Origin of the sequence: Streptomyces sp. WAC06614, from assembly GCF_003949795.1 — a bacterium.
Taxonomy (GTDB): domain Bacteria; phylum Actinomycetota; class Actinomycetes; order Streptomycetales; family Streptomycetaceae; genus Streptomyces.
The window spans coordinates 1-22,440 of sequence record NZ_RPRY01000014.1; the positions used below are offsets into that span (position 1 = coordinate 1).

General features: G+C 73.2%; 19 protein-coding genes and 1 riboswitch. Of the genes, 3 read left to right on the forward strand and 16 right to left on the reverse strand.

Annotated features, from left to right (window positions below; all coding sequences use genetic code 11):
- Positions 1 to 265: 265 nt before the first annotated feature.
- The 5 genes from EF918_RS03545 to EF918_RS03565 all read right to left on the reverse strand — a co-directional run bounded on the left by EF918_RS03545 (position 266) and on the right by EF918_RS03565 (position 4,418).
- Entirely contained in the window at positions 266 to 1,207 is a 942-nt protein-coding gene (locus EF918_RS03545) for an ROK family glucokinase (RefSeq protein WP_125640443.1), read from the reverse strand.
- 60 nt (positions 1,208 to 1,267) lie between these two features.
- Positions 1,268 to 1,777 carry a DUF5304 domain-containing protein gene (locus tag EF918_RS03550; protein ID WP_125640446.1) on the reverse strand — a complete coding sequence of 170 codons (510 nt, stop codon included), beginning with the start codon at positions 1,775 to 1,777 and terminating at the stop codon, positions 1,268 to 1,270.
- A gap of 69 nt (positions 1,778 to 1,846) precedes the next feature.
- Positions 1,847 to 3,055 carry an ArsA family ATPase gene (locus tag EF918_RS03555; protein WP_125640450.1) on the reverse strand — a complete coding sequence of 403 codons (1,209 nt, stop codon included), beginning with the start codon at positions 3,053 to 3,055 and terminating at the stop codon, positions 1,847 to 1,849.
- 44 nt (positions 3,056 to 3,099) lie between these two features.
- The gene (locus EF918_RS03560) at positions 3,100 to 3,540 is read right to left on the reverse strand and encodes an SRPBCC family protein (protein ID WP_125640453.1); all 441 of its coding nucleotides are present in this window, start codon (positions 3,538 to 3,540) and stop codon (positions 3,100 to 3,102) included.
- 83 nt (positions 3,541 to 3,623) lie between these two features.
- Positions 3,624 to 4,418: a metallophosphoesterase gene (locus EF918_RS03565; RefSeq protein ID WP_125640457.1), complete on the reverse strand. Its 795-nt coding sequence runs from the start codon at positions 4,416 to 4,418 to the stop codon at positions 3,624 to 3,626.
- Positions 4,419 to 4,646: 228 nt separating this feature from the next.
- Here EF918_RS03565 and EF918_RS03570 point away from each other — a divergent pair, with 228 nt between their 5' ends.
- The gene (locus EF918_RS03570; RefSeq protein ID WP_125640460.1) at positions 4,647 to 6,443 is read left to right on the forward strand and encodes a long-chain fatty acid--CoA ligase; all 1,797 of its coding nucleotides are present in this window, start codon (positions 4,647 to 4,649) and stop codon (positions 6,441 to 6,443) included.
- 7 nt (positions 6,444 to 6,450) lie between these two features.
- Here the strand turns inward: EF918_RS03570 and EF918_RS03575 are convergent, their stop codons facing one another.
- From EF918_RS03575 to EF918_RS03600, 6 genes are all read right to left on the reverse strand, one after another.
- Entirely contained in the window at positions 6,451 to 8,067 is a 1,617-nt protein-coding gene (locus tag EF918_RS03575) for a GMC oxidoreductase (RefSeq protein WP_125640463.1), read from the reverse strand.
- 117 nt (positions 8,068 to 8,184) lie between these two features.
- Positions 8,185 to 9,327 carry a glycosyltransferase family 4 protein gene (locus EF918_RS03580; protein ID WP_125640466.1) on the reverse strand — a complete coding sequence of 381 codons (1,143 nt, stop codon included), beginning with the start codon at positions 9,325 to 9,327 and terminating at the stop codon, positions 8,185 to 8,187.
- Positions 9,328 to 9,418: 91 nt separating this feature from the next.
- Positions 9,419 to 10,558, reverse strand: a complete 1,140-nt coding sequence (locus tag EF918_RS03585; protein WP_125640470.1) for a hypothetical protein — start codon at positions 10,556 to 10,558, stop codon at positions 9,419 to 9,421.
- Positions 10,559 to 10,619: 61 nt separating this feature from the next.
- On the reverse strand, positions 10,620 to 11,678 hold the full coding sequence (locus tag EF918_RS03590; RefSeq protein ID WP_125640473.1) for an NlpC/P60 family protein: 1,059 nt from the start codon (positions 11,676 to 11,678) through the stop codon (positions 10,620 to 10,622).
- 305 nt (positions 11,679 to 11,983) lie between these two features.
- Complete coding sequence (locus tag EF918_RS03595; RefSeq protein ID WP_125640476.1) at positions 11,984 to 13,009, reverse strand: C40 family peptidase; 1,026 nt, start codon at positions 13,007 to 13,009, stop codon at positions 11,984 to 11,986.
- Positions 13,010 to 13,273: 264 nt separating this feature from the next.
- A complete protein-coding gene (locus EF918_RS03600) occupies positions 13,274 to 14,635 on the reverse strand; it encodes an NYN domain-containing protein (protein WP_125640479.1) in 1,362 nt (453 codons plus the stop codon).
- Positions 14,636 to 14,790: 155 nt separating this feature from the next.
- Here EF918_RS03600 and EF918_RS03605 point away from each other — a divergent pair, with 155 nt between their 5' ends.
- Both EF918_RS03605 and EF918_RS03610 read left to right on the forward strand, forming a co-directional pair.
- On the forward strand, positions 14,791 to 15,516 hold the full coding sequence (locus EF918_RS03605) for a rhomboid family intramembrane serine protease (protein ID WP_125640482.1): 726 nt from the start codon (positions 14,791 to 14,793) through the stop codon (positions 15,514 to 15,516).
- The gene (locus EF918_RS03610; protein ID WP_125640485.1) at positions 15,513 to 15,794 is read left to right on the forward strand and encodes an Lrp/AsnC ligand binding domain-containing protein; all 282 of its coding nucleotides are present in this window, start codon (positions 15,513 to 15,515) and stop codon (positions 15,792 to 15,794) included. Before EF918_RS03605 ends, EF918_RS03610 begins: the two co-directional genes overlap by 4 nt.
- A 28-nt stretch (positions 15,795 to 15,822) precedes the next feature.
- Here EF918_RS03610 and EF918_RS03615 read toward each other — a convergent pair whose 3' ends face one another.
- The 5 genes from EF918_RS03615 to EF918_RS03640 form a co-directional block, all read right to left on the reverse strand.
- Positions 15,823 to 17,229 carry an aminotransferase class V-fold PLP-dependent enzyme gene (locus tag EF918_RS03615; RefSeq protein ID WP_260609735.1) on the reverse strand — a complete coding sequence of 469 codons (1,407 nt, stop codon included), beginning with the start codon at positions 17,227 to 17,229 and terminating at the stop codon, positions 15,823 to 15,825.
- Positions 17,230 to 17,480: 251 nt separating this feature from the next.
- A riboswitch (SAM riboswitch) is annotated at positions 17,481 to 17,597 on the reverse strand.
- Positions 17,598 to 17,671: 74 nt separating this feature from the next.
- A complete protein-coding gene (trpD, locus tag EF918_RS03625) occupies positions 17,672 to 18,736 on the reverse strand; it encodes an anthranilate phosphoribosyltransferase (RefSeq protein WP_125640492.1) in 1,065 nt (354 codons plus the stop codon).
- Between the two features lie 146 nt (positions 18,737 to 18,882).
- A complete protein-coding gene (locus tag EF918_RS03630) occupies positions 18,883 to 20,508 on the reverse strand; it encodes a cytochrome bc complex cytochrome b subunit (RefSeq protein WP_125640496.1) in 1,626 nt (541 codons plus the stop codon).
- Positions 20,505 to 21,563 carry a ubiquinol-cytochrome c reductase iron-sulfur subunit gene (locus tag EF918_RS03635; RefSeq protein ID WP_125640500.1) on the reverse strand — a complete coding sequence of 353 codons (1,059 nt, stop codon included), beginning with the start codon at positions 21,561 to 21,563 and terminating at the stop codon, positions 20,505 to 20,507. The genes EF918_RS03630 and EF918_RS03635 overlap by 4 nt, the downstream gene beginning before the upstream one ends.
- Complete coding sequence (locus tag EF918_RS03640) at positions 21,560 to 22,369, reverse strand: c-type cytochrome (protein ID WP_125640502.1); 810 nt, start codon at positions 22,367 to 22,369, stop codon at positions 21,560 to 21,562. Before EF918_RS03640 ends, EF918_RS03635 begins: the two co-directional genes overlap by 4 nt.
- Positions 22,370 to 22,440 lie beyond the last annotated feature (71 nt).

Genomic DNA, 22,440 nt, shown 5'->3' on the forward strand with positions numbered 1-22,440 from the left:
CCCCTGGCCGGCCGCGCAGTCCCCCGCGCCCCTTTTCGGTCGGGCTTCGCCCCTGGCAGGGGCGAAGCCCGACCGAAAAGGGGCGCGGGGAACGGCGCGAGCGACCACCGACCGCGGACGGTCCGGACACAACAGAACCCACCGCCCCGTACGGGGACGGAACCCGCGCCCCCGACGGGGCGAGGGGGTACCGGCGGCGGGGGCCCCGCGCCGTACGGGGTGGGCCCCTGCCGTGGCCGGGCCGCTACGGGTTCAGGGCCTGGCCCTAGCCTTGGCGGGCCAGGTCGGCGGCGCCGACCAAGCCCGCCTTGCCGCCGAGCTGGGCGGCGAGGACCTGGGCGTGGGGCCGCCACTGGCCCCCGATCAGCCAGCGCCGGAACGACTTGCGGATGGGGTCCAGGACCAGTTCGCCCTCGTCCGACACCCCACCGCCGACGATGAACGCGGACGGGTCGAACAGCGAGGCCAGGTCCGCCAGACCGGCTCCGGCCCAGCGGGCCAGCTCCCGGAAGGAGTCGATCGCCACGGGGTCGCCGGCGCGAGCGGCCTGGCTGATGTGCTTGCCCTCGATGCCGTCCACGGTCCCGTCACCGAGCCCGAGCAGCACCTGGGCCCGCTCCGGCGTGGCATTGGCCCGCTGCTTGGCGTAGCGGACCAGCGCCCGGCCGGAGGCGTACTGCTCCCAGCAGCCCTGGCTGCCGCAGCCGCACAGCAGCCCGTCGGGCACCACCCGGATGTGGCCGAACTCGGCGGCCACGCCGAACCGTCCGCGCCGCAGCTTGTTGCCGATGATGATGCCGCCGCCCAGGCCGGTGCCGAGCGTGATGCAGATGACGTCCTCGTGGCCCTGCCCGGCACCGAAGCGGTACTCGCCCCAGGCGGCCGCGTTGGCGTCGTTCTCGACGACCACGGGGAGGCCGATGCGCTGCTCGACCTTGTCCTTGAGCGGCTCGTGCCGCCAGTTGATGTTCGGCGCGAACAGCACGGTGGCGCGCTTGTCGTCCACGTAGCCGGCCGCGCCGATGCCCACGGCCTCGATGCTGTGGTTCTTGCCGACTTCGGAGACGGCGGAGCAGATCGCCTCCGTGACGCCGTCCGCGGTCGGCGGGGTGGGCACCTTGTACGTCTCAAGGATGGTGCCCTCTTCGTCGACCACGCCGGCCGCGATCTTCGTGCCGCCGATGTCGACGCCGATGGTGAGTCCCATTAGTCCCTCGGTTTCGGTCGAACCCCGCCACGGCCAACGGTACCCGAGGGCGGAGGCGGTTCAGTCGAGGTCGATGCGCTCCGAGGGCCCCGGACCGCCGTCGTCGTCCCTCGGGTCCCGGGCGTCGCCCGACGCGGGCCCGTCGGGCCCGGACCGCGGCTCCGGCCCGGCGGCCCCGCCGGAACCGGCCGGTCCGCCGCCGGTCCAGCGGCGTTCGTGGCCGGCGACGGCCGAACGGTAGGCGGCCAGCAGCTCGGAGCCGGCCGCGGCGAGGTGGTCGAAGACCTCGGGATTGCGCTCGATGACGGGCTTGGCGGCGCTCTTCGCCTGGTTGACGAACTGCCGTACGGCGCCCTGCGCGGCGGCCCCGAGCAGCGGATTGTTCAGCTCCGCGACCTTGTCCGCGACGGCCCCGAAGAGCTTGAACAGTTCCTCGGCGGCGGTCCCGGTACCGCCCCCGGACGCCCCCTGCGTCCGGGCCCGGCGGCGCTCCTGCTCGGCGGCAAGGTCCTCGGCACAGGCGTCGGCCCAGGCGTCGTCGTCGAAGGGACGGTCGGTGGCCTCGCTCATGGCGGCCTCTCCTGGAGCGGTGGTGCGGGGCGGGTCACCTTCGACGTTACCCGAACGGGCGCACGGCGTTCAGGGGGTACGGGCACCACGGGGCCACAGGGCGGGGTCGGGGGTGAACCGGATGCGCAGCTCGTCGTCCTGGAGGGCGGCCCCGGAGACGGTGCAGCGGCGCAGGGCGGACGGCAGCGGAACGATCCTGCGGTACGGCCCGGCCGTCAGCAGCAGCTCGTCCCCGCGCCGGACCAGGTCCAGGTCCGGCTTCTCGGCGCCGGGCAGCGGCACCCTCCACACCAGCACCCCGTCCTCGGCGAGCCGGTCCTCGACGGGCCACTCCGGGCGGGCCGGGGCCGCCGCGGCGGGGGCGCCCGGGTCGAGCAGCGCGAGGTCGTCCCGGCCCTGCGGGGCCCGGCCCAGGTGGGGCAGGGTGCGGGCGCCGGGCCACCGGTCGAGGTAGTCGGCCTGGTGGGCGGCGAGCCCGGCCAGCCACGGATCGGCGGAGTCGGCGGGCAGCAGGCGGTTGGCGACGACGGACTCGACGGGGACCTGGTGCAGGGCGAGCCCGAGCCGGGCCAGCCGCAGGGCGTCGTGCCCGGCCGGGCCGGGTTCGGCGACCAGCCGGACGGCGGTGGTGGGGGCCTCGACGACGGCCTGGACGGCGGCCAGCTCCACGTCCCAGCGCGCGGCGGCCTCGTAGAGCCACTGGGCGGGCATCGGCACCCCGGCGAGCTGGGCCAGTACGGGGCGCAGCGCGCGGGCGGCCTGCCGTTCGGCGGGCAGCAGCCGGGCGAGGTAGCGGCGGAGCTGGGCGGGCAGGGCGAGGGCGGACAGCGCCTGGTGCGCGGCCGGCAGGTCCACCACGACCAGGTCGAACCCGGGGGCGGTGGCGGCCCGGCGCAGGGCGCGCAGCAGGGCGAACTGTTCGGCGCCGGGCAGTTCGGTCAGCTCGTCGCGGCCCAGCGGGCGGGCGCCGAGCAGGCCGAGGACGGTGGTGCCGCGGTCCTGGAGGGCGGTCAGTTCCGTGCGGAACTCCTCGCCCGCCTCGATCCGCGCCACCCAGGGCCCGTCCGGGCCGGCCGGGACCGCGGTGAGCCCCTCGGCCACCGTCACGGCCTGGCCGGCGGGGACCGCGGGGACGCCGAGCAGCGCGCCGAGCGGGTCACCGGGGTCGCCGGACAGGAGCAGGACCCGCTGCCCGGAGCGGGCCGCGGCCAGGGCGGTGGCGGCGGCCACGGTGGTGCGCCCGGCGCCGCCGGGGCCGGTCACGAGGAGGGTGTGCATGAGGCAGGCCGTGGGGTGGGGGGTGGGGTCCGGGAGATCGGCGGTCAGACCGACTCGACGCGCTTCTTCAGGCCGGCCAGCGCCCGGTCGATGATGACCTTCTCGGCCTTGCGCTTGATCATGCCGAGCATGGGGATCTTGACGTCGACGGTCAGCTGGTAGGTGACCTCGGTGCGGGTGCCGCCGTCCACCGGGGCGAGCCGGTAGGAGCCGTCGAGCTGGCGCAGCATCTGGGAGGTGGCGAGGGTCCAGCTGACCTCGTCGGAGCCCTTCCAGGTGTAGGCGAGGGTGTGGTCGTCGCGGATCGCGCCGGCGTCCAGCAGCAGGCGGACCTTCTCGGCGCGGCCCTGGGCGTCGGTGGCCAGCACCTCGGCCTCCTTCACCTCGCCGGTCCACTCGGGGTAGCGGGCGAAGTCGGCGATCACGGCCATGACCGCGGCCGGGGCCGCGTCGATCATGATGGTCGAGCTGGTGTGTTCCGCCATCGCGGTGGCTCCTCCGGGGTGTGTTCGGCGAGGAAGGGCGGATCCTCGCGGCCGCCGCGTGCAGGCTACCGTGCGTGCGGACCTCACCACTCCAGGGCCCAGGGGCTTCCGGTCGCCGCGAAGTGTCCGACGTTCACGCACTCGGTCCCGGCGATCCGCATCCGCCGGGCGAGCGGCTGGTGGACGTGCCCGAACAGGGCGTACCGGGGCCGGGTGCGGTGGATGGCGGCGAGCAGGGCGGAGCTGCCGCGCTCGAAGCGGCGGGCGACGGTGTCGTAGCAGAGCTCGGGGACCTCCGGCGGGATGTGCGAGCACAGCACGTCGACCTCGCCGAGGGCCTCGACCTTGGCCGCGTACTCCTCCTCGTCGACCTCGTAGGGGGTGCGCATGGGCGAGGGGAGGCCGCCGCCGACGAAGCCGAAGACGCGGCCGCCGATCTCGATCCGCTCGCCGTCCAGGACGGTGGTCCCGTCCCCTGCGTACTCGGGCCACAGCTTCGGGATGTCGACATTGCCGTAGGTGGCGTAGGTGGGGGTGGGGAAGGCGGCGAACATCTCGGCGTACTGCCGGCGTACCGCGTCCTCGATCATCCGCTCGCGGTCCAGGCCGTCCCACAGCCGCCGGCCGAACTCGCGCGCCTCGGCGAACCGGCGCGCGGTGCGCAGCTCGACGATCTGGTCGGCGTTCTCGACGCCGAACAGGTCGGGGAAGATGCCGCGCGCGTGGTCGGCGTAGTCGAGGAAGAGGACCAGGTCGCCGAGGCAGATCAGGGCGTCGGCGCCCTCCCCGGCCCGGGCGAGGGCCTCGGTGTTGCCGTGGACGTCGCTGACGACGTGGACCCTGGTCCGGCTTCGCGTGCCGGTTTTCGTACCACCCATGCGGCTCACCCTAGGAGAGCGGCGTCGGCCGGGCCAGAGCCGGGCGTAGGCCACGGACCTGCGGTTACTTCCGAGTCATGGAGGGGGTGAACTAGTGTCGATGCGCTACGGACGCGTCATGTGACGCACGGAACATCTGGCCGGTTCCCTCTATCGGGAACCGTCTACCGGTGGGTAACGTCCGGTCGGTCCGCACCGTGGCGATGGCGCCCCAGAGGAGCAGCAGTCTTGCGCGAGTTCAGCCTTCCGGCCCTGTACGAGGTCCCGTCGGACGGGAACCTGACGGATCTCATCCGCCGCAATGCCGCGCAGCATCCGGACGCCGCCGTCATGGCCCGCAAGGTCGACGGCGCCTGGCAGGACGTGACCGCGACCGAGTTCCTGGCGGAGGTCCGGGCCGCGGCCAAGGGCCTGATCGCGGCCGGCGTGCGGCCGGGCGACCGGGTCGCGCTGATCTCGCGGACCCGCTACGAGTGGGTGCTCGTCGACTTCGCGATCTGGAGCGCCGGCGCGGTCACCGTGCCGGTCTACGAGACCTCCTCCCCCGAGCAGATCCAGTGGATCCTCAGCGACTCCGGCGCGGTCGCCGCGATCGTCGAGAGCCCCGGGCACGGCGCGGCGGTGGCCTCCCTGCGGGAGTCGCTGCCCGAGCTGCGCGAGGTCTGGGAGATCGAGCAGGGCGGGATCGCGGCGCTGCGGGCGGCCGGCGAGGCCGTCACGGACGCCGAGGTGGACGAGCGCAGCGCGCTCGCCAACGCCGACGACCCGGCCACGATCGTCTACACCTCGGGCACCACGGGCCGTCCCAAGGGCTGTGTGCTGACCCACCGCAACTTCTTCGCCGAGTGCGGCAACGTCGTGGAGCGGCTGAAGCCGCTGTTCCGGACCGGCGAGTGCTCGGTGCTGCTCTTCCTCCCGGCGGCGCACGTCTTCGGCCGCCTGGTCGAGGTGGCCTCGGTGCTGGCGCCGATCCGGCTGGGCTGCGTCCCGGACATCAAGAACCTCACCGACGAACTGGCCTCGTTCCGTCCCACGCTGATCCTCGGCGTCCCGCGGGTGTTCGAGAAGGTCTACAACTCGGCGCGGGCCAAGGCGCAGGCCGACGGCAAGGGCAGGATCTTCGACATGGCGGCCGAGACCGCGATCGCCTACAGCCGGGCGCTGGACGCCCCGGGCGGTCCGTCGTTCGGGCTGCGGCTGAAGCACAAGATCTTCTCGAAGCTGGTCTACAGCAAGCTGCACGCGGTGCTCGGCGGGCGTGGCGAGTACGCGATCTCCGGCGGCGCGCCGCTGGGCGAGCGGCTCGGCCACTTCTTCCGCGGCATCGGCTTCACCGTGCTGGAGGGCTACGGCCTGACGGAGTCGTGCGCGGCCACCGCCTTCAACCCGTGGGACCGGCAGAAGATCGGCACGGTCGGCCAGCCGCTGCCGGGGTCCGTGGTGCGGATCGCGGACGACGGCGAGGTGCTGCTGCACGGCGAGCACGTCTTCCAGGGCTACTGGCAGAACGAGACCGCGACCGCCGAGGCGCTGTCGGACGGCTGGTTCCACACCGGTGACGTGGGCACCCTCGACGAGGACGGCTACCTGGCCATCACCGGCCGCAAGAAGGAGCTGATCGTCACCGCGGGCGGCAAGAACGTCGCCCCCGCGGTGATCGAGGACCGGATCCGGGCCCACGCGCTGGTCGCCGAGTGCATGGTGGTCGGCGACGGCCGGCCGTTCGTGGCGGCGCTGGTGACGCTGGACGAGGAGTTCCTCGGCCGGTGGGCGCAGGAGAACGGCAAGCCGGCCGGTGCGACGGCGGCGGCGCTGCGCGAGGACCCGGAGCTGCTGGCAGCCGTCCAGAAGGCCGTGGACGACGGCAACGCGGCGGTGTCGAAGGCGGAATCGGTGCGGAAGTTCCGCATTCTGGGCTCCCAGTTCACGGAGGAGTCCGGCCACATCACGCCCTCGCTCAAGCTCAAGCGGAACGTGGTGGCGAAGGACTTCGCGGACGAGATCGAGGCGCTGTACCGGGGCTAGCCTCCGCTCACCTGGGGTCCTCGGCGAGGATCCGGGCCATGGTGCGCTCGGCGAGCGCGGTGATGGTGACGAACGGGTTCACCCCGAGCGAGCCCGGCACCAGCGAGCCGTCGACCACGTACAGCCCCGGGTAGCCCTTGGCGCGCCCGTAGGTGTCGGTGGCCCTGCCGAGCACGCACCCGCCCAGCGGGTGGTAGGTGAAGGTGTCGGCGAAGGGCTTGTTGCCGCCGAACAGGTCGTAGCGGTAGATCGTCACGTTGCACCGGTTGATCCGGTCGAAGAGCTGCTTGGCGGCGGCCACCGCCGGCTGGTTCTGGCTGATGTGCCAGTTCAGCCGGGCCGAGTCGGTGGCCGGGTCGTACGTGAACGTGCCCCGCTCGGGGTTCTTGGTGATGGCCAGGTACATGCTCACCCAGTGCTCGATGCCCATGGGCAGGGGGGCGATCTCGGCGAACACCGGGTTCGCGGCGTTGTCCCAGTCGTCGATGCCGAGGGCCGGCATGGTGGCCTGGTGGGCGCCGACGGTGTCCCAGAGGTGGTTGGCCCGGGCGGTCATGACGTTGCCGTTGGTCCCCCAGCCGGTGCCGACGGCGGGACTGAGGTCGGGCAGGGCGCCGGTCTCGCGGGCGCGCAGCAGGATCTCGGTGGTGCCGAGGCTGCCGGCGCCGAGGAAGAGCTGGCGGCAGGCCAGTTCCCGGGTGCCGACGACCCGCCCGGCCAGGTCGATGCGGCGGACGGTGAGCACGTACCGCCCGTCGGGCTCGCGCCGTACGGCGACCACCCGTTGCAGGGTCTCGATGGTGACGTTGCCGGTGCCGAGGGCGGCGGCGAGGTAGCTCCTGTCGAGGCTGCGCTTGCCGTGGTTGTTCCCGTAGATGACCTCCCCGGCCAGGGCCGACCTGGGCACCTGTCCGGCGGCTTCGCGCTGCATGTAGCCGAAGTCGTAGACGTTGGGCACGAACGTGGTCCGCAGGCCGGTGTTCCGGGCGTGCTTGCGGGAGATCCGGGCGAAGCGGTACCACTCGGTGGACTCGAACCAGGCCGGGTCGATGTCGTTGACGCCGAGCATCTGGCGGGCGCGGGGGAAGTAGGTGCCGTACATCTCGTCGGCGTCGACCTCGGGGAGCACCTCGGAGAAGTACGAGCGGCGGGGCGTGGGCGCCATGCCCCCGTTGACGAGGGAGCCGCCGCCGACGCCGCGGCCGACGTAGACGGACATGTCGCCGAAGTTCACCCGGTCCAGGACGCCGGGGTACGGGCTGATGTCACGGTTGACGACGTCCAGCCAGAGGAAGGTGGCGAGCGGGGCCTCGGTGCGGGTGCGGAACCACATGGAGCGCTGGTCGGGGGCGCTGGTGGAGGGGAAGACCTTGCCGTCGGACCCGGCGGTGTCCCACAGCCGGCCCATCTCGACGACGGTCGTCCGCACCCCGGCCTGCCCGAGCCGGAGCGCCGCCACGGCGGCCCCGTACCCGGAGCCGACGACCACGGCCGGGCTGTAGTCGACGGCGGGCGGCTCGGCGGCTCGGGCCGAGTCCAGGCCGATCCGGGTGAACCCCAGAGCGGCGGCGGTCTGCAGGGCGCCGAGACCCAGGAGGTGACGGCGCGTCAGGTGAGGTGTCATGCGCGCATGATGGGCGGAATCCAGCCGTCCGCCCAGATGCGGTGTTGACAGACATCTGAGTGACAGTCAGACGAGCGTACGCCGGTCGCGCGGGGCGCGGGCCGCCGCGCGGCGGAGTCAGAGCAGGGTGCGCAGGTGCTCGGCCAGGAGGTCCCAGCGCCATTTCTCCTCGACCCAGGCCCGGCCGCGTTCGCCCATGCGGGCGCGCAGGGACGGGTCCTGGAGGAGGGCGGTGATGCGGTCGGCGGAGTCCTCCGGGGAGCCGCCGCGGACCACCCAGCCCGTCTCGCCGTCCAGGACGGCGTCCGGGGCGCCGCCGGAGTCGCCCGCCACCACCGGCAGGCCGGTCGCGGAGGCCTCCAGGTAGACGATGCCCAGACCCTCCACGTCCAGGCCGCCGCGCCGGGTCCGGCACGGCATGGCGAAGACGTCACCGGCGCCGTAGTGCGCGGGCAGCTCCGCCCAGGGGACCGCGCCCGTGAAGACGACCGAGTCCCTCACACCGGTCTGCGCGGCCAGCTTGCGCAGCTCCGCCTCGTACGGGCCGCCGCCCACGATCAGCAGCGCCGCGTCCGGGACCTCCGCCAGGATCCGCGGCATCGCCAGGATCAGCGTGTCCTGGCCCTTGCGCGGCACCAGCCGCGACACGCACACCACGACCGGCCGGTCGGCGAGCCCGAGCCGGGCCCGGACCTCCTCGCCGCCCGAGCCGGGGTGGAAGGTCTTCTCGTCCACGCCGGGCGGCAGCTGCACCATCCGGGCCGCCGCGGCCGGGGTCAGCGCCGAGGCGATCCGGCTGCGGGTGTACTCGCCGAGGTACGTCAGCGTGTCCGTGCCCTCGCCGATCCGCCGCAGCAGCTGCCGCGCGGCGGGCAGCTGGGCCCATCCCGCCTCGTGCCCGTGCGTGGTCGCCACCAGCCGGCGCGCGCCGGCCCGCCGCAGCGCCGGGGCCATCAGCCCGAGCGGCGCCGCCGCGCCGAACCACACCGACTCGCAGCCGTGCTCCCGCAGCAGCTCCACCGCCCGGCGGGTCACCCGCGGGGTCGGCAGCAGCATGGTCGTACGGTCCCGCACCACCGTGAACGGCTGCTCGGCGTCGAACGCGGCCGTGGCCTCGCGGCCCTGCGCACCGTGCTTCCAGGTGGAGGCGTAGACGACGACCCGGTCGGGGTCCAGCCGCAGCGCCATGTTGTGCAGGAAGGCCTGGATCCCGCCGGGGCGCGGGGGGAAGTCGTTGGTGACGATCAGCGTCTTGTGCATCGTCAGCCGACAGTACCCGACGCCCCTGGCACGGACCCGCCCGCGGCCGCCCCGGCCCGGCAGGACCGGGACGACCGGTCGGAGGACCGGCCTAGGCTCCCGGCGGCCCCAGGTCGGTGCGCAGGGCCGTATGCCAGGTGTGGAGCAGGTCGGGCAGGTCCGTGTGCAGGGTCCGGGACACCGCCGCGGGCAGGTCCTGGCCGCCCGCCGCCCCGTACAGCCGGACCAGTGCCGCGTCGCCCCAGCGGGCGGCGATGCTCCGGCAGGCCAGCCAGGCGCCCTCGTAGGCCCGGGCCAGGGCGTCCGGGTCGGCTCCGGTCGCGGAGAACTCCGCGTCGGCGGGCAGTGCGGCCGGGACCCGGCCCCCGCGGACCTCCCGGGCCAGCGCCGGCGCGGCCGCGGCCGGCGGCCGGTCGCCGCCCCGGTACGCCGCCCAGTCCGCGAAGCCCTCCGACAGCCACAGCGGGGTCCGCGCGGTGGTCGCGATCCGGGTGGCGACATGGGTGACCTCGTGGGTGAGCACGATCCGCCGTCCGTCCGGGGAGAGCTGGGCCCAGCCCTCCGGGTTGACCACCACCCGGTCGGCGGGGGCCGCGCCACCGCCGACCTTGGCGGTGGTGACCGCCGCCAGGCCCCGGAACTCCGCGGCCGGCCGGCCCAGCAGCGCCGCCATGGCCTCCAGCGAGCCCGGCACCAGCACCACCACCCGGCCCGGCCACGGGCCCGGCCAGGCCGCCGAGACGTCGGGGACGGCACGGTCGGCGAGCTCGGCGACGGCCTCCAGCAGCGGGCGGTCCTGCCCGGTGCCCAGCACCAGGGCGTGCGCCCCGCGCACCACGGTGACCGGCCCCTGGTCCCACGGCTGGGCGGGGGCGCCCGGCGCGGGCCGGTCGGCGGTCACCCGCCACCGGCCGCCGTCCTCGGCCAGGTCGAGCGCACGGGCGCCGCCGTCCGGTACGGCGTCGTAGCCGGCCAGCCGGTAGCGCAGCCGGGCCGCCGCCACCGCGCCCGGGCCGCTCCGCCGGACCGACGTGACCTCGTACGACCACTCCTCCAGCGGGATCCCGGCCGGCCGCCCGGCCGGGGACGCCGCCCAGTCGGCCACCGCGCGGCGCACGGCCGGCCCGGCGTCGGCGGGCGGGGCGGCGGGCACGGCGCAGCCGGCCACCGCCGCGGCGCACAGCAGCGCCGCGAGCAGCAGCCGTACGCAGGACAGCCGGGCCCGGACCATCAGGCGATGGTACGGCCGCGCGCCGCCGCGCCGCGGCGGCCGGCAGCGGCCGGCGGCGGTCTCAGGGCCGGGTGACCGCCGACACGGGCATCATGCCGACCGGGTCGTAGCGCACCCGCGCCCCGGGGTACGGCGCGTGCACGACCTGGCCGTTGCCGACGTACATGCCGACGTGGCTGGCGTCGGACCGGTAGGTGACCAGGTCCCCGGGCCGGGCCTGGGACAGCGGGACCTGGTGGCCGGCGTGCCGCTGGGCCTGGGAGGTGCGCGGCAGGGCGACCCCGGCGTGCCGGTAGGACCACACCATCAGCCCGGAGCAGTCGAAGCCCGAGGGGCCGGTGGCGCCCCACACGTACGGCCGGCCGACGGCCGACCGGGCCGCCGCGACGGCCGCGGCCGCCCGGCCGGAGACGGGGACGGCGGCGTCGGGCCCGGGCAGCTCGGGCAGGCCGCCGGGGCGGCCGCCCGAGCGGGAGGCCCGTTCGAAGGCGGCCCGCTCCTCGGTGGGCATCGCGTTCAGCAGCCGCCGGGCGGCGGCCAGCTTGGCGGTGACGACCCGCTTGTGCGCGGCCACGTCGGAGCGGAGCACGTCGAGCTCGGCGAGCTTGCGGGAGGCCTCCTGGCGCTGCTGGCCCAGCCGGCGCTGCTCGGCGCGCAGTTCGGCCAGCCGCAGGGTCTGGCGCTCGGTGAGCCGGTTGAGGGTGGCGGCCTGGTCGAGGTAGGCGTCCGGGTCCTCGGAGAGCATGAGCTGGACGGCCGGGTCGAGCCCGCCGGAGCGGTACTGCGCCCCGGCGAAGGCGCCGAGCACCCCGCGCATGGCGTTGATCCGGTCCTGGCCGCGGGCGACCGAGTCCTGGGCCCGGCGCACCTCGTCGCGCAGCTTCGCGGCCCGCTCCCCCGCCTTGTTGAAGGCCTCGGTCGCCTGCTCGGCCTCCTCGAAGAGCCGGTCGACCTGGGCCCGGGCGCCGGAGGGCGGGTCCGCCGGTGCGGCCGGGGCGGCGACGGCGGGGACCGCCGTCATGGCGGCGGCCGCGGTGGCCGCCGCGGCGGTCAGGACCGTGGCCCTGCCGGTCCGTTCGAGGCCCAGGCCCGCCGCCGCGAGCCTGCGATGGGATGCCACGTGACGCCGCTCCCTTCCGCTGCGCGGCGCCCGGGTCCGCCCGGGGTGGAGGACCGCCTGCCGGGGACCGCGCGGGCAGACAGTAGCCGCGCGACGGGGGGCCGACCAACGACCTCCGTAGGGGCGCGCACCGGCACACCCGGCCTCAGACGCAGGTCATCGGCGGGGCGTTCGGTCGTGGACGGTCCGCGCAATTCCCCCGGATGGGCGGTGTGCGGCGCGCCCCGCGCGGGGATCCGGACGGGGGACACGCGGACCTTCGTCCCCCGCGCTCCCCCGCTGACCGCTCGCCTGCTCCCCGGAGCTCAGATGCGCACGCCGAACTGGAACGGCATGTTGTTGATCGACTCGTACTTGACGCCGCCGCGCGGATTGGAGGCGTGCAGCACCATGCCGTTGCCCGCGTAGAGGGCGACGTGGTGCAGATCCCCGTAGAACAGCACCAGGTCACCGGGCTGGAGCTGGCTGCGGCCGATGCGCGTGCCGTCGTTCGCCTGGGTCCAGGTGGTGCGGGAGATGGAGACACCGGCCTGCCGGTACGCCCACTGGGTCAGGCCCGAGCAGTCGAAGGCGCTGGGGCCCTCGGCGCCGGAGATGTAGGCGCTGCCCACCTTGGTCTTGGCGGCGGCCAGCGCGGCGGCGGCGCGGCCGGAGCCCTTCTCGTTGCCGAGGTCGACGCGCTGGCCGTCGGCGCGGCTGGCCCGGGTCTCCTCGTCCTTGAGCTGGGCCCGTTCCTGCGCGGTGAGGGTGTTCAGCAGCCGCTGGGCCTCGGCGAGCTTGTCCTGGGAGGCCTTCTTCTTCTCGGCGAGCTCCTTGCGGGTCGCGGCGAGGTCGGCGAGCTTGACCGAGGCCTGCTGCCGCTGCTGCGCGAGGGTGCGCTGCTTGGCCTGGATCCGCTGGACGGCGTCCACCTGGCGGCCGCTCAGCTGCTGCATCATGGCGGCCTTGGCGAGGTAGTCGTCGGGGTCGTCGGACAGCAGCAGGGCGAGCGAGGGGTCGAGGGCCCCGCTGCGGTACTGGGCGCTGGCCATCGAACCGAGCACCGAGCGCAGCTCGTTGAGTTCCGACTGGCCGCGGGCCACCTGGTCCTGGAGCTGGCCGATCTCCTTCTCCAGCGTGCCCTGGCGGTCCTGGGCCCCGTTGAACTTCTCGGTGGCCTGCTCGGCCTCCTCGTAGAGCTTCTCCACCTGCGCCTTGACCTCGTCCTTGCCCGGCTTGGCCGGGGCGGCGGAGGCGCCCTGCGCGGAGAGGGCGACGGCTGCGGCGGCGGTCGCGGTGAGGACGGTGACGCGCGCGCGGGCCGGCTGCTTGGATCGACGGTGGGACGCCACGGAGACGAGCTCCTTCTTCCTCTGGCCGCCGGGCACCCGGCAGGGCACGCACGGCGGACGGGACCTCCGCCGTCACCCCGAACGGGTGAAGCGCCGAACGAAGGTGTGGCCAGACCCTAGTGACACCGTCATGATCACTTCAAATGTCGGTGGGCAAAAAATCTCGCCGCGACCAGCGTTTTTACCTCCGGTCCACGCTCCGTGGCGGCGACTTGACCCTACGTCCCCCACACGTCCGATCAATTCGGGCATTGCACACAGGAGTTACGAGACGCGCGAAAGCCGCTTCAGCAACAAGGCGGACGCCACCGGCCGGGCCCCGGCCTGGGCCACGCCGTCGGCGACCTCGCGGTCGGTGGAGACCACCACCACCGGCCGGCCCGGCGGCTCGGCGCGCACCAGCTGGCGGATCAGCTCGTCCGCGGTCACCCCCGGCTTGGAGAACAGCACCCGCACCCCGCGCGGCGGCGCGAGCAGCACCGGCGCGGCCAGCTCCGCCCCGTCGAACACACAGGTCATCTCCGCGCCCGTCTGGGCGGCGAGCATCGACAGCCCGCCCAGCAGCCGCAGCCGCTGCTTCTCCAGCGGCATCGTCGGATAGCCCGTCTTGGTGACGTTGTAGCCGTCCACCACCAGGTGGGCCTGCGGGAGCGCCAGGAGCTGGTCCAGCAACGCCGGATCGGTCTCCGACAGCGCCCGGTTGGCGATGTCCTTGGGGGTCATCCGGCCCGGCTCGACCGCGTCCACGGTGTCCGCCGGGCGGGTCGACACCGGCGGCAGCGCCAGCTCCCGGCGCAGCCCCTGGGCCGCGTCCAGCACGGTGTCCAGCAGCAGCCGCAGCCGCATGTCCTCGACGCTGCGGCCCTCGCGGGCAGCCCGGCGGGAGGCCTCCAGCGCCGCCTCGGTCTCCGCCAGGCGGGACTTCAGCCGCCGGCTCTCGCTCTCGGCCGCACCGACCCGCGCCGCCGCCTCCGCCTTGATCCCGTCGATCTCGGCGGTGGTCTTGCGCAGCGCCGCCTCGCCACGCTTGACGTCGTTGAGGGCGCTGCGCAGCTTGCGCTGAAGCGATTCCGCTTCCTTGCGGGCCGCCTCCAGCTCGGTGCGCAACTGCTCGCCGCCGGAGCGCTGCTGCTCCCGTACGTGCGCCAGCTCCTCGCGCAGCCGCTCCAGTTCGCGGCGGCTCTCCTCGCCGATCCGCTCGGCGTCGGCGCGCTGGGCCTCCTCGCCCGCGGCGGCCACCAGCTTGACCCAACCGGCGGGCCGCAGCACGTAGGCCGCGGCCGCCACGTCCAGCGGGTCCGCGGCGGCCGGCGGCGCTCCGGACTCCAGCGCCGCGGTCAGTTCCGGCTGGGCCTCGCGGAGCTTGTCGGCGACCCGGCCGCGGAAGACCGCGTCGGTCTCGACGGCCGCGGCCATCGCGTTGCCCGCGAACTTGGCCCGGCGGGTGGGGGTGAACCGGGCGTACTGGCGCAGCTGCGCCGGGAGGTCCGCGACGGTCAGGCCGCCGAACGCGTCCGAGACGAGCGTGACGACCTTGCGCCGTACGCCTTCCGGCAGCGGGCGGTCGAGCACCTCGGCGGCGTCGCCGGCGTCGGCCGGCTCAGCGCCGCTTGCTGGCTCCACGATCCGTCACCCCTACCGTCAGTTCGATCTGCTTTCAATTAAAGCCTTCACGGCTGGCCAGCAGGTAACCCTACGGCCTGACGGCGCCGCGGTGTCCCGGTCCGTCCCGCTTCCGGGCCCCCGGCGAGGCGAACCGACCGTGTCCCTCCGCTTACGCCATGCTCTGTCCCATGATCGTAAGACCCGCGGACCTCCGGGCGCTGGCCACGGTCACCCATGCGCTGATCGCCGCCTGCGGCCTGGTCTTCCTCCTCGGCCCCGCGTCGGGCCTCGATCCCGGCTACGGCACCGGCGACGCGCTCATGGTCGCCGGCACCGAGTACTTCCGCCGGTGGGGGGTGGTGCCCGCCGAACTGTTCTCGGGCTCGGGCCGCGCCCTGCTCACCCCGTTGACGGCGCTGTTCGTGCACGGGAGCTGGCTGCACCTGCTCGGGAACATGCTGTTCCTGCACGTCTTCGGCACCATGACCGAGGAACGGATGGGCCGGGCCCGGTTCCTCGGCTTCTACGTCACCACCGGCTGCCTGGCCCTGGCGGCGTACGCGGGGGCCAACGCCTCCTCCACCCAGACCCTGGTGGGCGCCTCGGGGGCGGTCTCGGCGGTGCTGGGCGCGTTCCTGTGCCTCTTCCCCCGGGTCCGGGTGACCAGCCTGCTCCCGTTCCTGTTCTTCGTGCCGCTGCGCTTCCCGGCCTGGATCGTGCTGCTGTTCTGGTTCGCGCTCCAGTGGGTCGCCGCCCAGCGCGCCGGCAGCGGCCCCGGCGTGGCCTACCTCGCCCACCTGGTCGGCTTCTCGCTCGGCTTCTGCTACGCCTGGGTCCGCTTCCGCCGTACGACTAGAGTGAGGCGACCAGCGACGGCCACCGAGGGAGACAGCCAGCCGTGATCACCGCGATCGTGCTCATCAAGACCAGCGTGGACCGCATCCCCGAGATCGCCGAGTCGATCGCCGCGCTGGACAACGTCAGCGAGGTCTACTCCGTCACCGGCACCTACGACCTCATCGCCCTGGTCCGCGTGGCCCGCCACGACGACCTGGCGGACATCATCCCGGGCAGCATCAGCAAGATCCCCGGCGTCGAGGCCACCGACACCCACGTGGCGTTCCGCACCTACTCCCAGCACGACCTGGAAGCCGCCTTCGCCATCGGCCTCGACGCCTGACCGTCCTTCCCGTCCGTACCCGGCGGTGTCACACCGCCGGGACGCAGCGGCCCTGCTCCGTGCGGTACTGCCAGCGGGCGCCCTCGGTGACCAGTTCGCGGACCGCGCGGACGAAGCGGTCCACGTGCTCGTCGGGAGTGCCGGCGCCGAAGCTGACGCGGATCGCGTTCAGGCTGCGCTCACCGGGGGCCGCCGGCTCCGGGGCGCCGCACGCGCCCGGCTCCTGGGGCGCGCTGCCCAGCAGGGTGCGCACCAGCGGGTGGGCGCAGAACAGGCCGTCGCGGACGCCGATGCCGTACTCGGCCGAGAGGGCCGCGGCGAAGTGGGAGCTGTTCCAGCCGTCCACGACGAACGAGATCACGCCCACCCGGGGGGCCTCGTCCCCGAACAGGGAGAGGATCCGCACCGCCGGGACCTCGGCCAGGCCGGCGCGGACCTTGGCGATCAGCTCCTGCTCCCGGGCGACCAGGGAGTCGAAGCCGGCCTCGGTGAGGGCCTTGCAGGCGGAGGCGATGGCGTAGACCCCGATGACGTTCGGGGAACCGGCCTCGTGGCGGGCCGCCGTGGCGTGCCACTCCACGTCCACGCCGCCGTCGGCGCGCCGGGACACCGTACGGGAGGCACCGCCGCCCGCCAGGTACGGCTCGGCGCGCCGGAGCCAGTCGGCGCGGCCGGCGAGCACGCCGGAGCCGAAGGGCGCGTACAGCTTGTGGCCGGAGAAGGCCACCCAGTCCACGTCGAGTTCGGTGACCGACACCGGGTGGTGCGGAGCGAGCTGGGCGGCGTCGAGGACGATCCGGGCGCCGTGCGCGTGGGCGGCCGCGGCGAGCTCCCGGACGGGCCACAGCTCGCCCGTGACGTTCGAGGCGCCGGTCACGCACACCAGGGCGTCGCCGTAGGGCTCGCGGGCGGCGAGCGCCCGCTCCAGGGTGGCGACGGCCTCGGCCGGGGTGCGGGGGGCGTCGAGGTAGGTGACGTGGGCGTCCCGCCAGGGCAGCAGGGAGGCGTGGTGCTCGGTCTCGAAGACGAAGACCTGGCAGCCGGCGGGCAGGGCCTGGGCGAGCAGGTTCAGGGAGTCCGTGGTCGAACGGGTGAAGACGACCTGGTCCTCGGGGCGGCAGCCGAGGAACTCGGCGACGGTGGCCCGGCTCTGCTCGAACAGGTCGGTCGAGAGCTGCGAGAGGTAGCCGGCGCCGCGGTGCACGCTGCCGTAGTAGGGCGCGTAGGCCGCCACGTCGTCCCACACCCGCTGCAGGGCCGGGGCGCTGGCCGCGTAGTCGAGCGCCGCGTAGGTCACCTCGCCGCCGGTGACGAGCGGGACGGTGACGTCGCGGCCGAGCACCGCGAGCGGCTCGGCACAGCAGACGCCGTCCTCGGCGGAGGCGGCGGGGGCGGGCGGGGCGGCGGGGGCGGGGGTGTGCGGGTACGCGGACATGGCGGGATCTCCCGGGGGTGACGGAGGAATGGCTTCGTACGACCCGTACGCGCGGGCGGACGCCGGCCGACCGGCACCGGGTGGAGACAGCGGGTGCAGCAGGCACGGCGGGTGCAGCAGGTACGGGAAATGCCTCGACGCGGGCCTCAGGACGGCCGGGCGGAGGGTGAAGAAAGGGCGCTACGCGCCTATCGCATTCGCTTGCTCACGAAAGATCGCTCCTCGAGGACCAGGACCCCTGGCGTTCGAGGGGTCCGCGCTTGCCGCAGACCTCGCTGCCTGCGGCCTGGTCATCACCCGGGGCACCCCGCCACGGACGGAGGGTTGCCGGACAGCAAGCCGGGGCTAGAACGCTGTCACTCGTGACCTGACAGGAATCCTGCCACAAGATCCACCGAACGCACGACCCCGGTCCAGCATCTGGACCGGGGTCGTGCCGTCGTCAGGCGTTGGTGGCCTTCACCCATCGCTCCAGCGCCGCGCGGGCCGCCCCCGAGTCGATGGACTCCGCGGCCCTGGCCATGCCGGTGCGGATCTGCTCCTCCAGCGAGCCCGTACCGGGGTCCAGGGCCACCAGGGCGGCGGCGGAGTTCAGCAGGACGGCGTCCCGGACCGGGCCGGTCTCGCCGGCCAGCAGGCGCCGGGCCACGTCCGCGTTGTACGAGGCGTCCGCGCCGCGCAGGGCGGAGATGTCGATCAGCTCGATGCCGACGTCCCGCGGGTCGAAGGGGTGCTCGGTGACCTTCCCGTCCCGGACCCACCAGACCCGGGAGGTGCCCGTGGTGGTCAGTTCGTCGAGGCCGTCGTCGCCGCGGAAGACCAGCGCGGAGGAACCCCGTTCGGCCAGGACGCCCGCCATGATGGGCGCCATCCGCGCGTCCGCGACCCCGGTGGCCTGGGCGCCGACCCGCGCAGGGTTGGTCAGCGGCCCGAGGAAGTTGAACGAGGTGCGGATACCGACGTCCTTGCGCGCGGACGCGGCGTAGCGCAGGGCCGGGTGGAAGACCACGGCGAAGCAGAAGGTGATGCCCGCCTCCTCGGCCACCTCGGCCACCCGGGCCGGGGTCAGCGCGAGGTTGACCCCGAGCTTCTCCAGCACGTCCGAGGAGCCGGAGGCGGAGGACGCCGCCCGGTTGCCGTGCTTGACCACCTTGGCGCCGGTGCCGGCCACCACGATCGAGGACATGGTGGAGATGTTCACCGTCTTGGCGCCGTCGCCGCCGGTGCCGACGATGTCCACCGTGCGCCCGGGCACCTCGATCAGCTTGGCGTAGGAGTACATCGTCCGGACCAGGCCGGTGTACTCCTCGACGGTCTCGCCCTTGGCCCGCAGGAGCACGGCGAAGGCCGAGATCTGGGCGTCGGTGGCCTCGCCCCGCATGATGCGGTCCATCGCCCACGCCGTGTCCTCGCTGGAGAGGTCCTGCCGGGAGACGAGGGCTTCGAGGACGGCCGGCCAGGACCGGGCCGCCACGCTGTCGCCGCCTGCCGGGGTCACAACGTTCATGGTCCGCTCCAGGGTCCACAGGTTCGGTCAGAGAGGCCCCCAGCCTATCCAGCCCGGAGCACGGCAAAGAGCCCCGTCCAGCGACTGGACGGGGCTCTTGCCGTGGCGATCGTTTTCGGCCGGCCGTGTGGCCGGCGGATCAGGGATCAGTGGTGGCCGTGGCCCGCCTGGATCTCCTTGTACTCCTCGACCGTGGCCTTCGGGATCTGGTTGCCCTCGGCGTAGAAGCCCTTGCTGAGCTTCGCGCGGAGCTTCTCCGTCCGGCCGATCTTGCGCTCGACACCGTTCTCGTCGACGGCCGGGCCCAGCTCCAGCGGCGCGTACTGCTCGTGCGCCGTGAGGGTGTGCAGCTTGCCCTGCGGCAGCGGCTCGTGGACCTCGACGAACTCACCGTGCGGCAGGCGCTTGATGATGCCGGTCTCGCGACCGTGCAGCACCTTGTCCCGGTCCCGGCGCTGGAGGCCGAGGCAGATCCGCTTGGTGACGATGAACGCGAGGACCGGCACGGCGAAGAAGCCGATCCGCACGAACCACGTGATCGAGTTGATCGACAGGTGGAAGTACTGCGCGAACATGTCGTTGCCACCGCCGATGAGGAGCACGATGTACTCCGCGATCCAGGCGACACCGAACGCGGTACGGGTCGGGACGTTGCGCGGGCGGTCCAGGATGTGGTGCTCGCGCTTGTCGCCGGTGACCCAGGACTCGATGAACGGCCACACCGCGATCGCGCCGAGGACCAGCGGGAAGAGCACCAGCGGGATGAACACGCCGAGCACCAGCGTGTGGCCCCACAGGTTGATCTCCCAGCCGGGCATGGCACGGATCAGGCCTTCCGGCATGCCCATGTACCAGTCGGGCTGCGCACCGGTGGACACGTGGTCCGGGCGGTACGGGCCGAGCGCCCAGATCGGGTTGATCGAGGCGATGGCCGCGATGGCCGCGATGACACCGAAGACCAGGAAGAAGAAGCCTCCGGCCTTGGCCATGTAGACCGGCAGCAGCGGCATGCCGACGACGTTGTTGTTCGTCTTGCCGGGACCCGCGAACTGGGTGTGCTTGTGGTAGAAGACCAGGATCAGGTGGGCCACCAGCAGGCCCATCATGATGCCGGGCAGCAGCAGGATGTGGATCGAGTAGAACCGGGCGACGAAGTCGCCGCCGGGGAACTCGCCGCCGAAGAGGAAGAACGACAGGTACGTGCCGACGACCGGCACGGACAGGATCGCGCCCTCCATGAAGCGGACACCGGTGCCCGAGAGCAGGTCGTCCGGCAGGGAGTAACCGGTGAAGCCGGTGAACATGCCGAGGACCAGCAGCAGGAAGCCGAAGACCCAGTTGACCTCACGCGGCTTGCGGAACGCGCCGGTGAAGAAGACGCGCATCATGTGCACGACCATGCCGGCGACGAAGATCAGCGCGGCCCAGTGGTGGATCTGGCGGATCAGCAGACCACCGCGGACGTCGAAGCTGATGTCGAGCGTCGAGGCGAAGGCCTCGGACATCATGACGCCCTGCATCGGCACGTACGAGCCGTGGTAGACGACCTCGTTCATGCTCGGGTGGAAGAACAGCGTCAGGTACACACCCGTGAGGATGATGATGATGAAGCTGTAGAGGCAGATCTCACCCAGCATGAAGGACCAGTGGTCCGGGAAGATCTTGCGCATGTTGGCCTTGGCGAGGCTGTAGATGCCCAGCCGGCCGTCCGCCCAGTCGGCCACGCGCTCGCCGCGCGGGGCCTTGCGCTCGGTGTTGACACTGGTGCTCATCCGCGCTCCCAGAATGCAGGACCGACGGGCTCCTCGAAGTCGCCGAGCGCTTCGAGGAATCCTTCAGCGTTCACGCCGATGCGCAGCTGCGGAAGGGCGTGACCGGCCGGGCCGAAGATGACACGGGCGCCGTCGGAGAGGTCGAAGGTGGACTGGTGGCACGGGCACAGCACGTGGTGCGTCTGCTGCTCGTACAGGCTGATCGGGCAGCCGACGTGGGTGCAGATCTTGGAGTAGGCCACGATGCCCTCGTGGGACCACTCCAGTTCCTTCTTGTCCTTGATGTCGGCCGGCTGGATCCGGACGATCATCAGGGCCGCCTTGGCGATCTGGTTCTGGAAGTCGTGCTGCTCCTCCTCCAGGCCCTCGGGCATGGCGAAGGTCAGCGAACCGACGGCGACGTCCTCGGGACGCAGCGGCTCCATCGTGTTCTGATTGATGAGCAGCTTGCCCTTGGCCCAGACGGTGTGGCGCAGCTTGTCCTCGGGCAGCGGGCCCAGGTCGCGCAGCAGGACCACGCCGGAGAGCGGCACCAGGGCCAGCGCGCCGAACATGGTGTTGCGGATCAGCTTGCGCCGGCCGATGACGGACTCGGCCGCACCGTCGGCGAAGTCCTGCATGACCTTCGCCTTGACCTCCGGCGGAGCGGCGATCGGGTGGCGCTCGTCGGCGACCTCGACGTCGGACATCAGGGTGCGGGCCCAGTGGACCGCGCCCGCGCCGATGCAGAAGAGGGCCGCGCCCAGGGTCAGGCCCAGGGCGAAGTTGAGCGCGCTCACCTTCCCCAGCGGGAAGATGTACACGATCTTGTCGACCGGAATGGTCACGTAGGCGGCGATGAAGCAGACCGTCGCCAGCATCGAGATCGTGAAGAGCATCGCGACGGTGCGCTCGGAGCGCTTGGCCGCCCGCTCGTCGATGTCCTGGATGCGCGGCTTGTGGGCCGGCAGGCCGGGGTCGGCGAACGGGTCGTCCGCGACCGCTACACCACCGTGGTGGGCGTCGCCCTGCTCGCTCGGCAGGTGCTTGTCTTCGGGAATGTCTTGGCTACTCATGACTTCTTGGCCTTAGCGGTGTGGGCCGCGACCCAGACGGCGACAGCGATCAGCGCACCCAGACCGAAGATCCAGCCGAACAGACCCTCGGAGACGGGGCCCAGGCCACCGAGCTTCAGGCCGCCGGGGTTGTCCGAGTACGGGCCGTTCACGTGCTGGAGGTACGCGATGATGTCCTTCTTCTGCTTCTCCGGCATCGTGCTGTCGGGGAAGGAGGGCATGTTCTGCGGGCCGGTGATCATGGCCTCGTAGATGTGCTTCGGCTCGACGTCCTCAAGGTTGGGGGCGTACTTGCCGTGCGTCAGCGCACCGCCCTCACCCGTGAAGTTGTGGCACTGGGCGCAGTTGTTGCGGAACAGCTCGCCACCGTTGGCGACGTCGGCGCCCGCCGGGTCGTACTGCTTGGCGGTCGGCGTGATCGGGCCGGCGCCGAGGGAGGCGATGTACGCGGCCAGCTGGTCGATCTGCGCCTGGTTGTAGACGACCGGCTTCTTCGGCACCTGGGCGCCGGGCTGCTGGGCGGGCATGCGGCCCGTGCTCACCTGGAAGTCGACGGCGGCGGAGCCGACGCCCACCAGGCTCGGGCCGTCAGAGGACCCCTGACCGCCGGTTCCGTGGCAGCTTGCGCAGCCCACGGCGTAGAGCTTCTTGCCCTCCTCGATGGCGAGGGACTGGGCGGTTTCATCGGCCTGCGCCTTGCCCGCGGGGGCGAAGGCGGCGTACAGCCCCCCAGTGGCCGCCAGCGCGAGGAGTAGAACGACGACCGCCGCCAGCGGATGGCGTCGTCGTGCGGAGAGCTTTTTCACGGATTACCCCGGTGTCAGGATCTTCTGCGTCGGTGTTTCTGGATGGAGTGCCGGGCCGGGCCCGGCGACGT

Excerpts from the sequence above, each read along its gene's own strand:
- EF918_RS03585 (WP_125640470.1), bottom strand. The coding sequence starts at position 10,558 with ATGGTCCGGGCCCGGCTGTCCTGCGTACGGCTGCTGCTCGCGGCGCTG.
- EF918_RS03560 (WP_125640453.1), bottom strand. The coding sequence starts at position 3,540 with ATGGCGGAACACACCAGCTCGACCATCATGATCGACGCGGCCCCGGCC.
- EF918_RS03555 (WP_125640450.1), bottom strand. The coding sequence starts at position 3,055 with ATGCACACCCTCCTCGTGACCGGCCCCGGCGGCGCCGGGCGCACCACC.
- EF918_RS03550 (WP_125640446.1), bottom strand. The coding sequence starts at position 1,777 with ATGAGCGAGGCCACCGACCGTCCCTTCGACGACGACGCCTGGGCCGAC.
- EF918_RS03575 (WP_125640463.1), bottom strand. The coding sequence starts at position 8,067 with ATGACACCTCACCTGACGCGCCGTCACCTCCTGGGTCTCGGCGCCCTG.
- EF918_RS03605 (WP_125640482.1), top strand. The coding sequence starts at position 14,791 with ATGCTCTGTCCCATGATCGTAAGACCCGCGGACCTCCGGGCGCTGGCC.
- trpD (WP_125640492.1), bottom strand. The coding sequence starts at position 18,736 with ATGAACGTTGTGACCCCGGCAGGCGGCGACAGCGTGGCGGCCCGGTCC.
- EF918_RS03630 (WP_125640496.1), bottom strand. The coding sequence starts at position 20,508 with ATGAGCACCAGTGTCAACACCGAGCGCAAGGCCCCGCGCGGCGAGCGC.
- EF918_RS03545 (WP_125640443.1), bottom strand. The coding sequence starts at position 1,207 with ATGGGACTCACCATCGGCGTCGACATCGGCGGCACGAAGATCGCGGCC.
- EF918_RS03635 (WP_125640500.1), bottom strand. The coding sequence starts at position 21,563 with ATGAGTAGCCAAGACATTCCCGAAGACAAGCACCTGCCGAGCGAGCAG.
- EF918_RS03565 (WP_125640457.1), bottom strand. The coding sequence starts at position 4,418 with ATGGGTGGTACGAAAACCGGCACGCGAAGCCGGACCAGGGTCCACGTC.
- EF918_RS03580 (WP_125640466.1), bottom strand. The coding sequence starts at position 9,327 with ATGCACAAGACGCTGATCGTCACCAACGACTTCCCCCCGCGCCCCGGC.
- EF918_RS03615 (WP_260609735.1), bottom strand. The coding sequence starts at position 17,229 with ATGTCCGCGTACCCGCACACCCCCGCCCCCGCCGCCCCGCCCGCCCCC.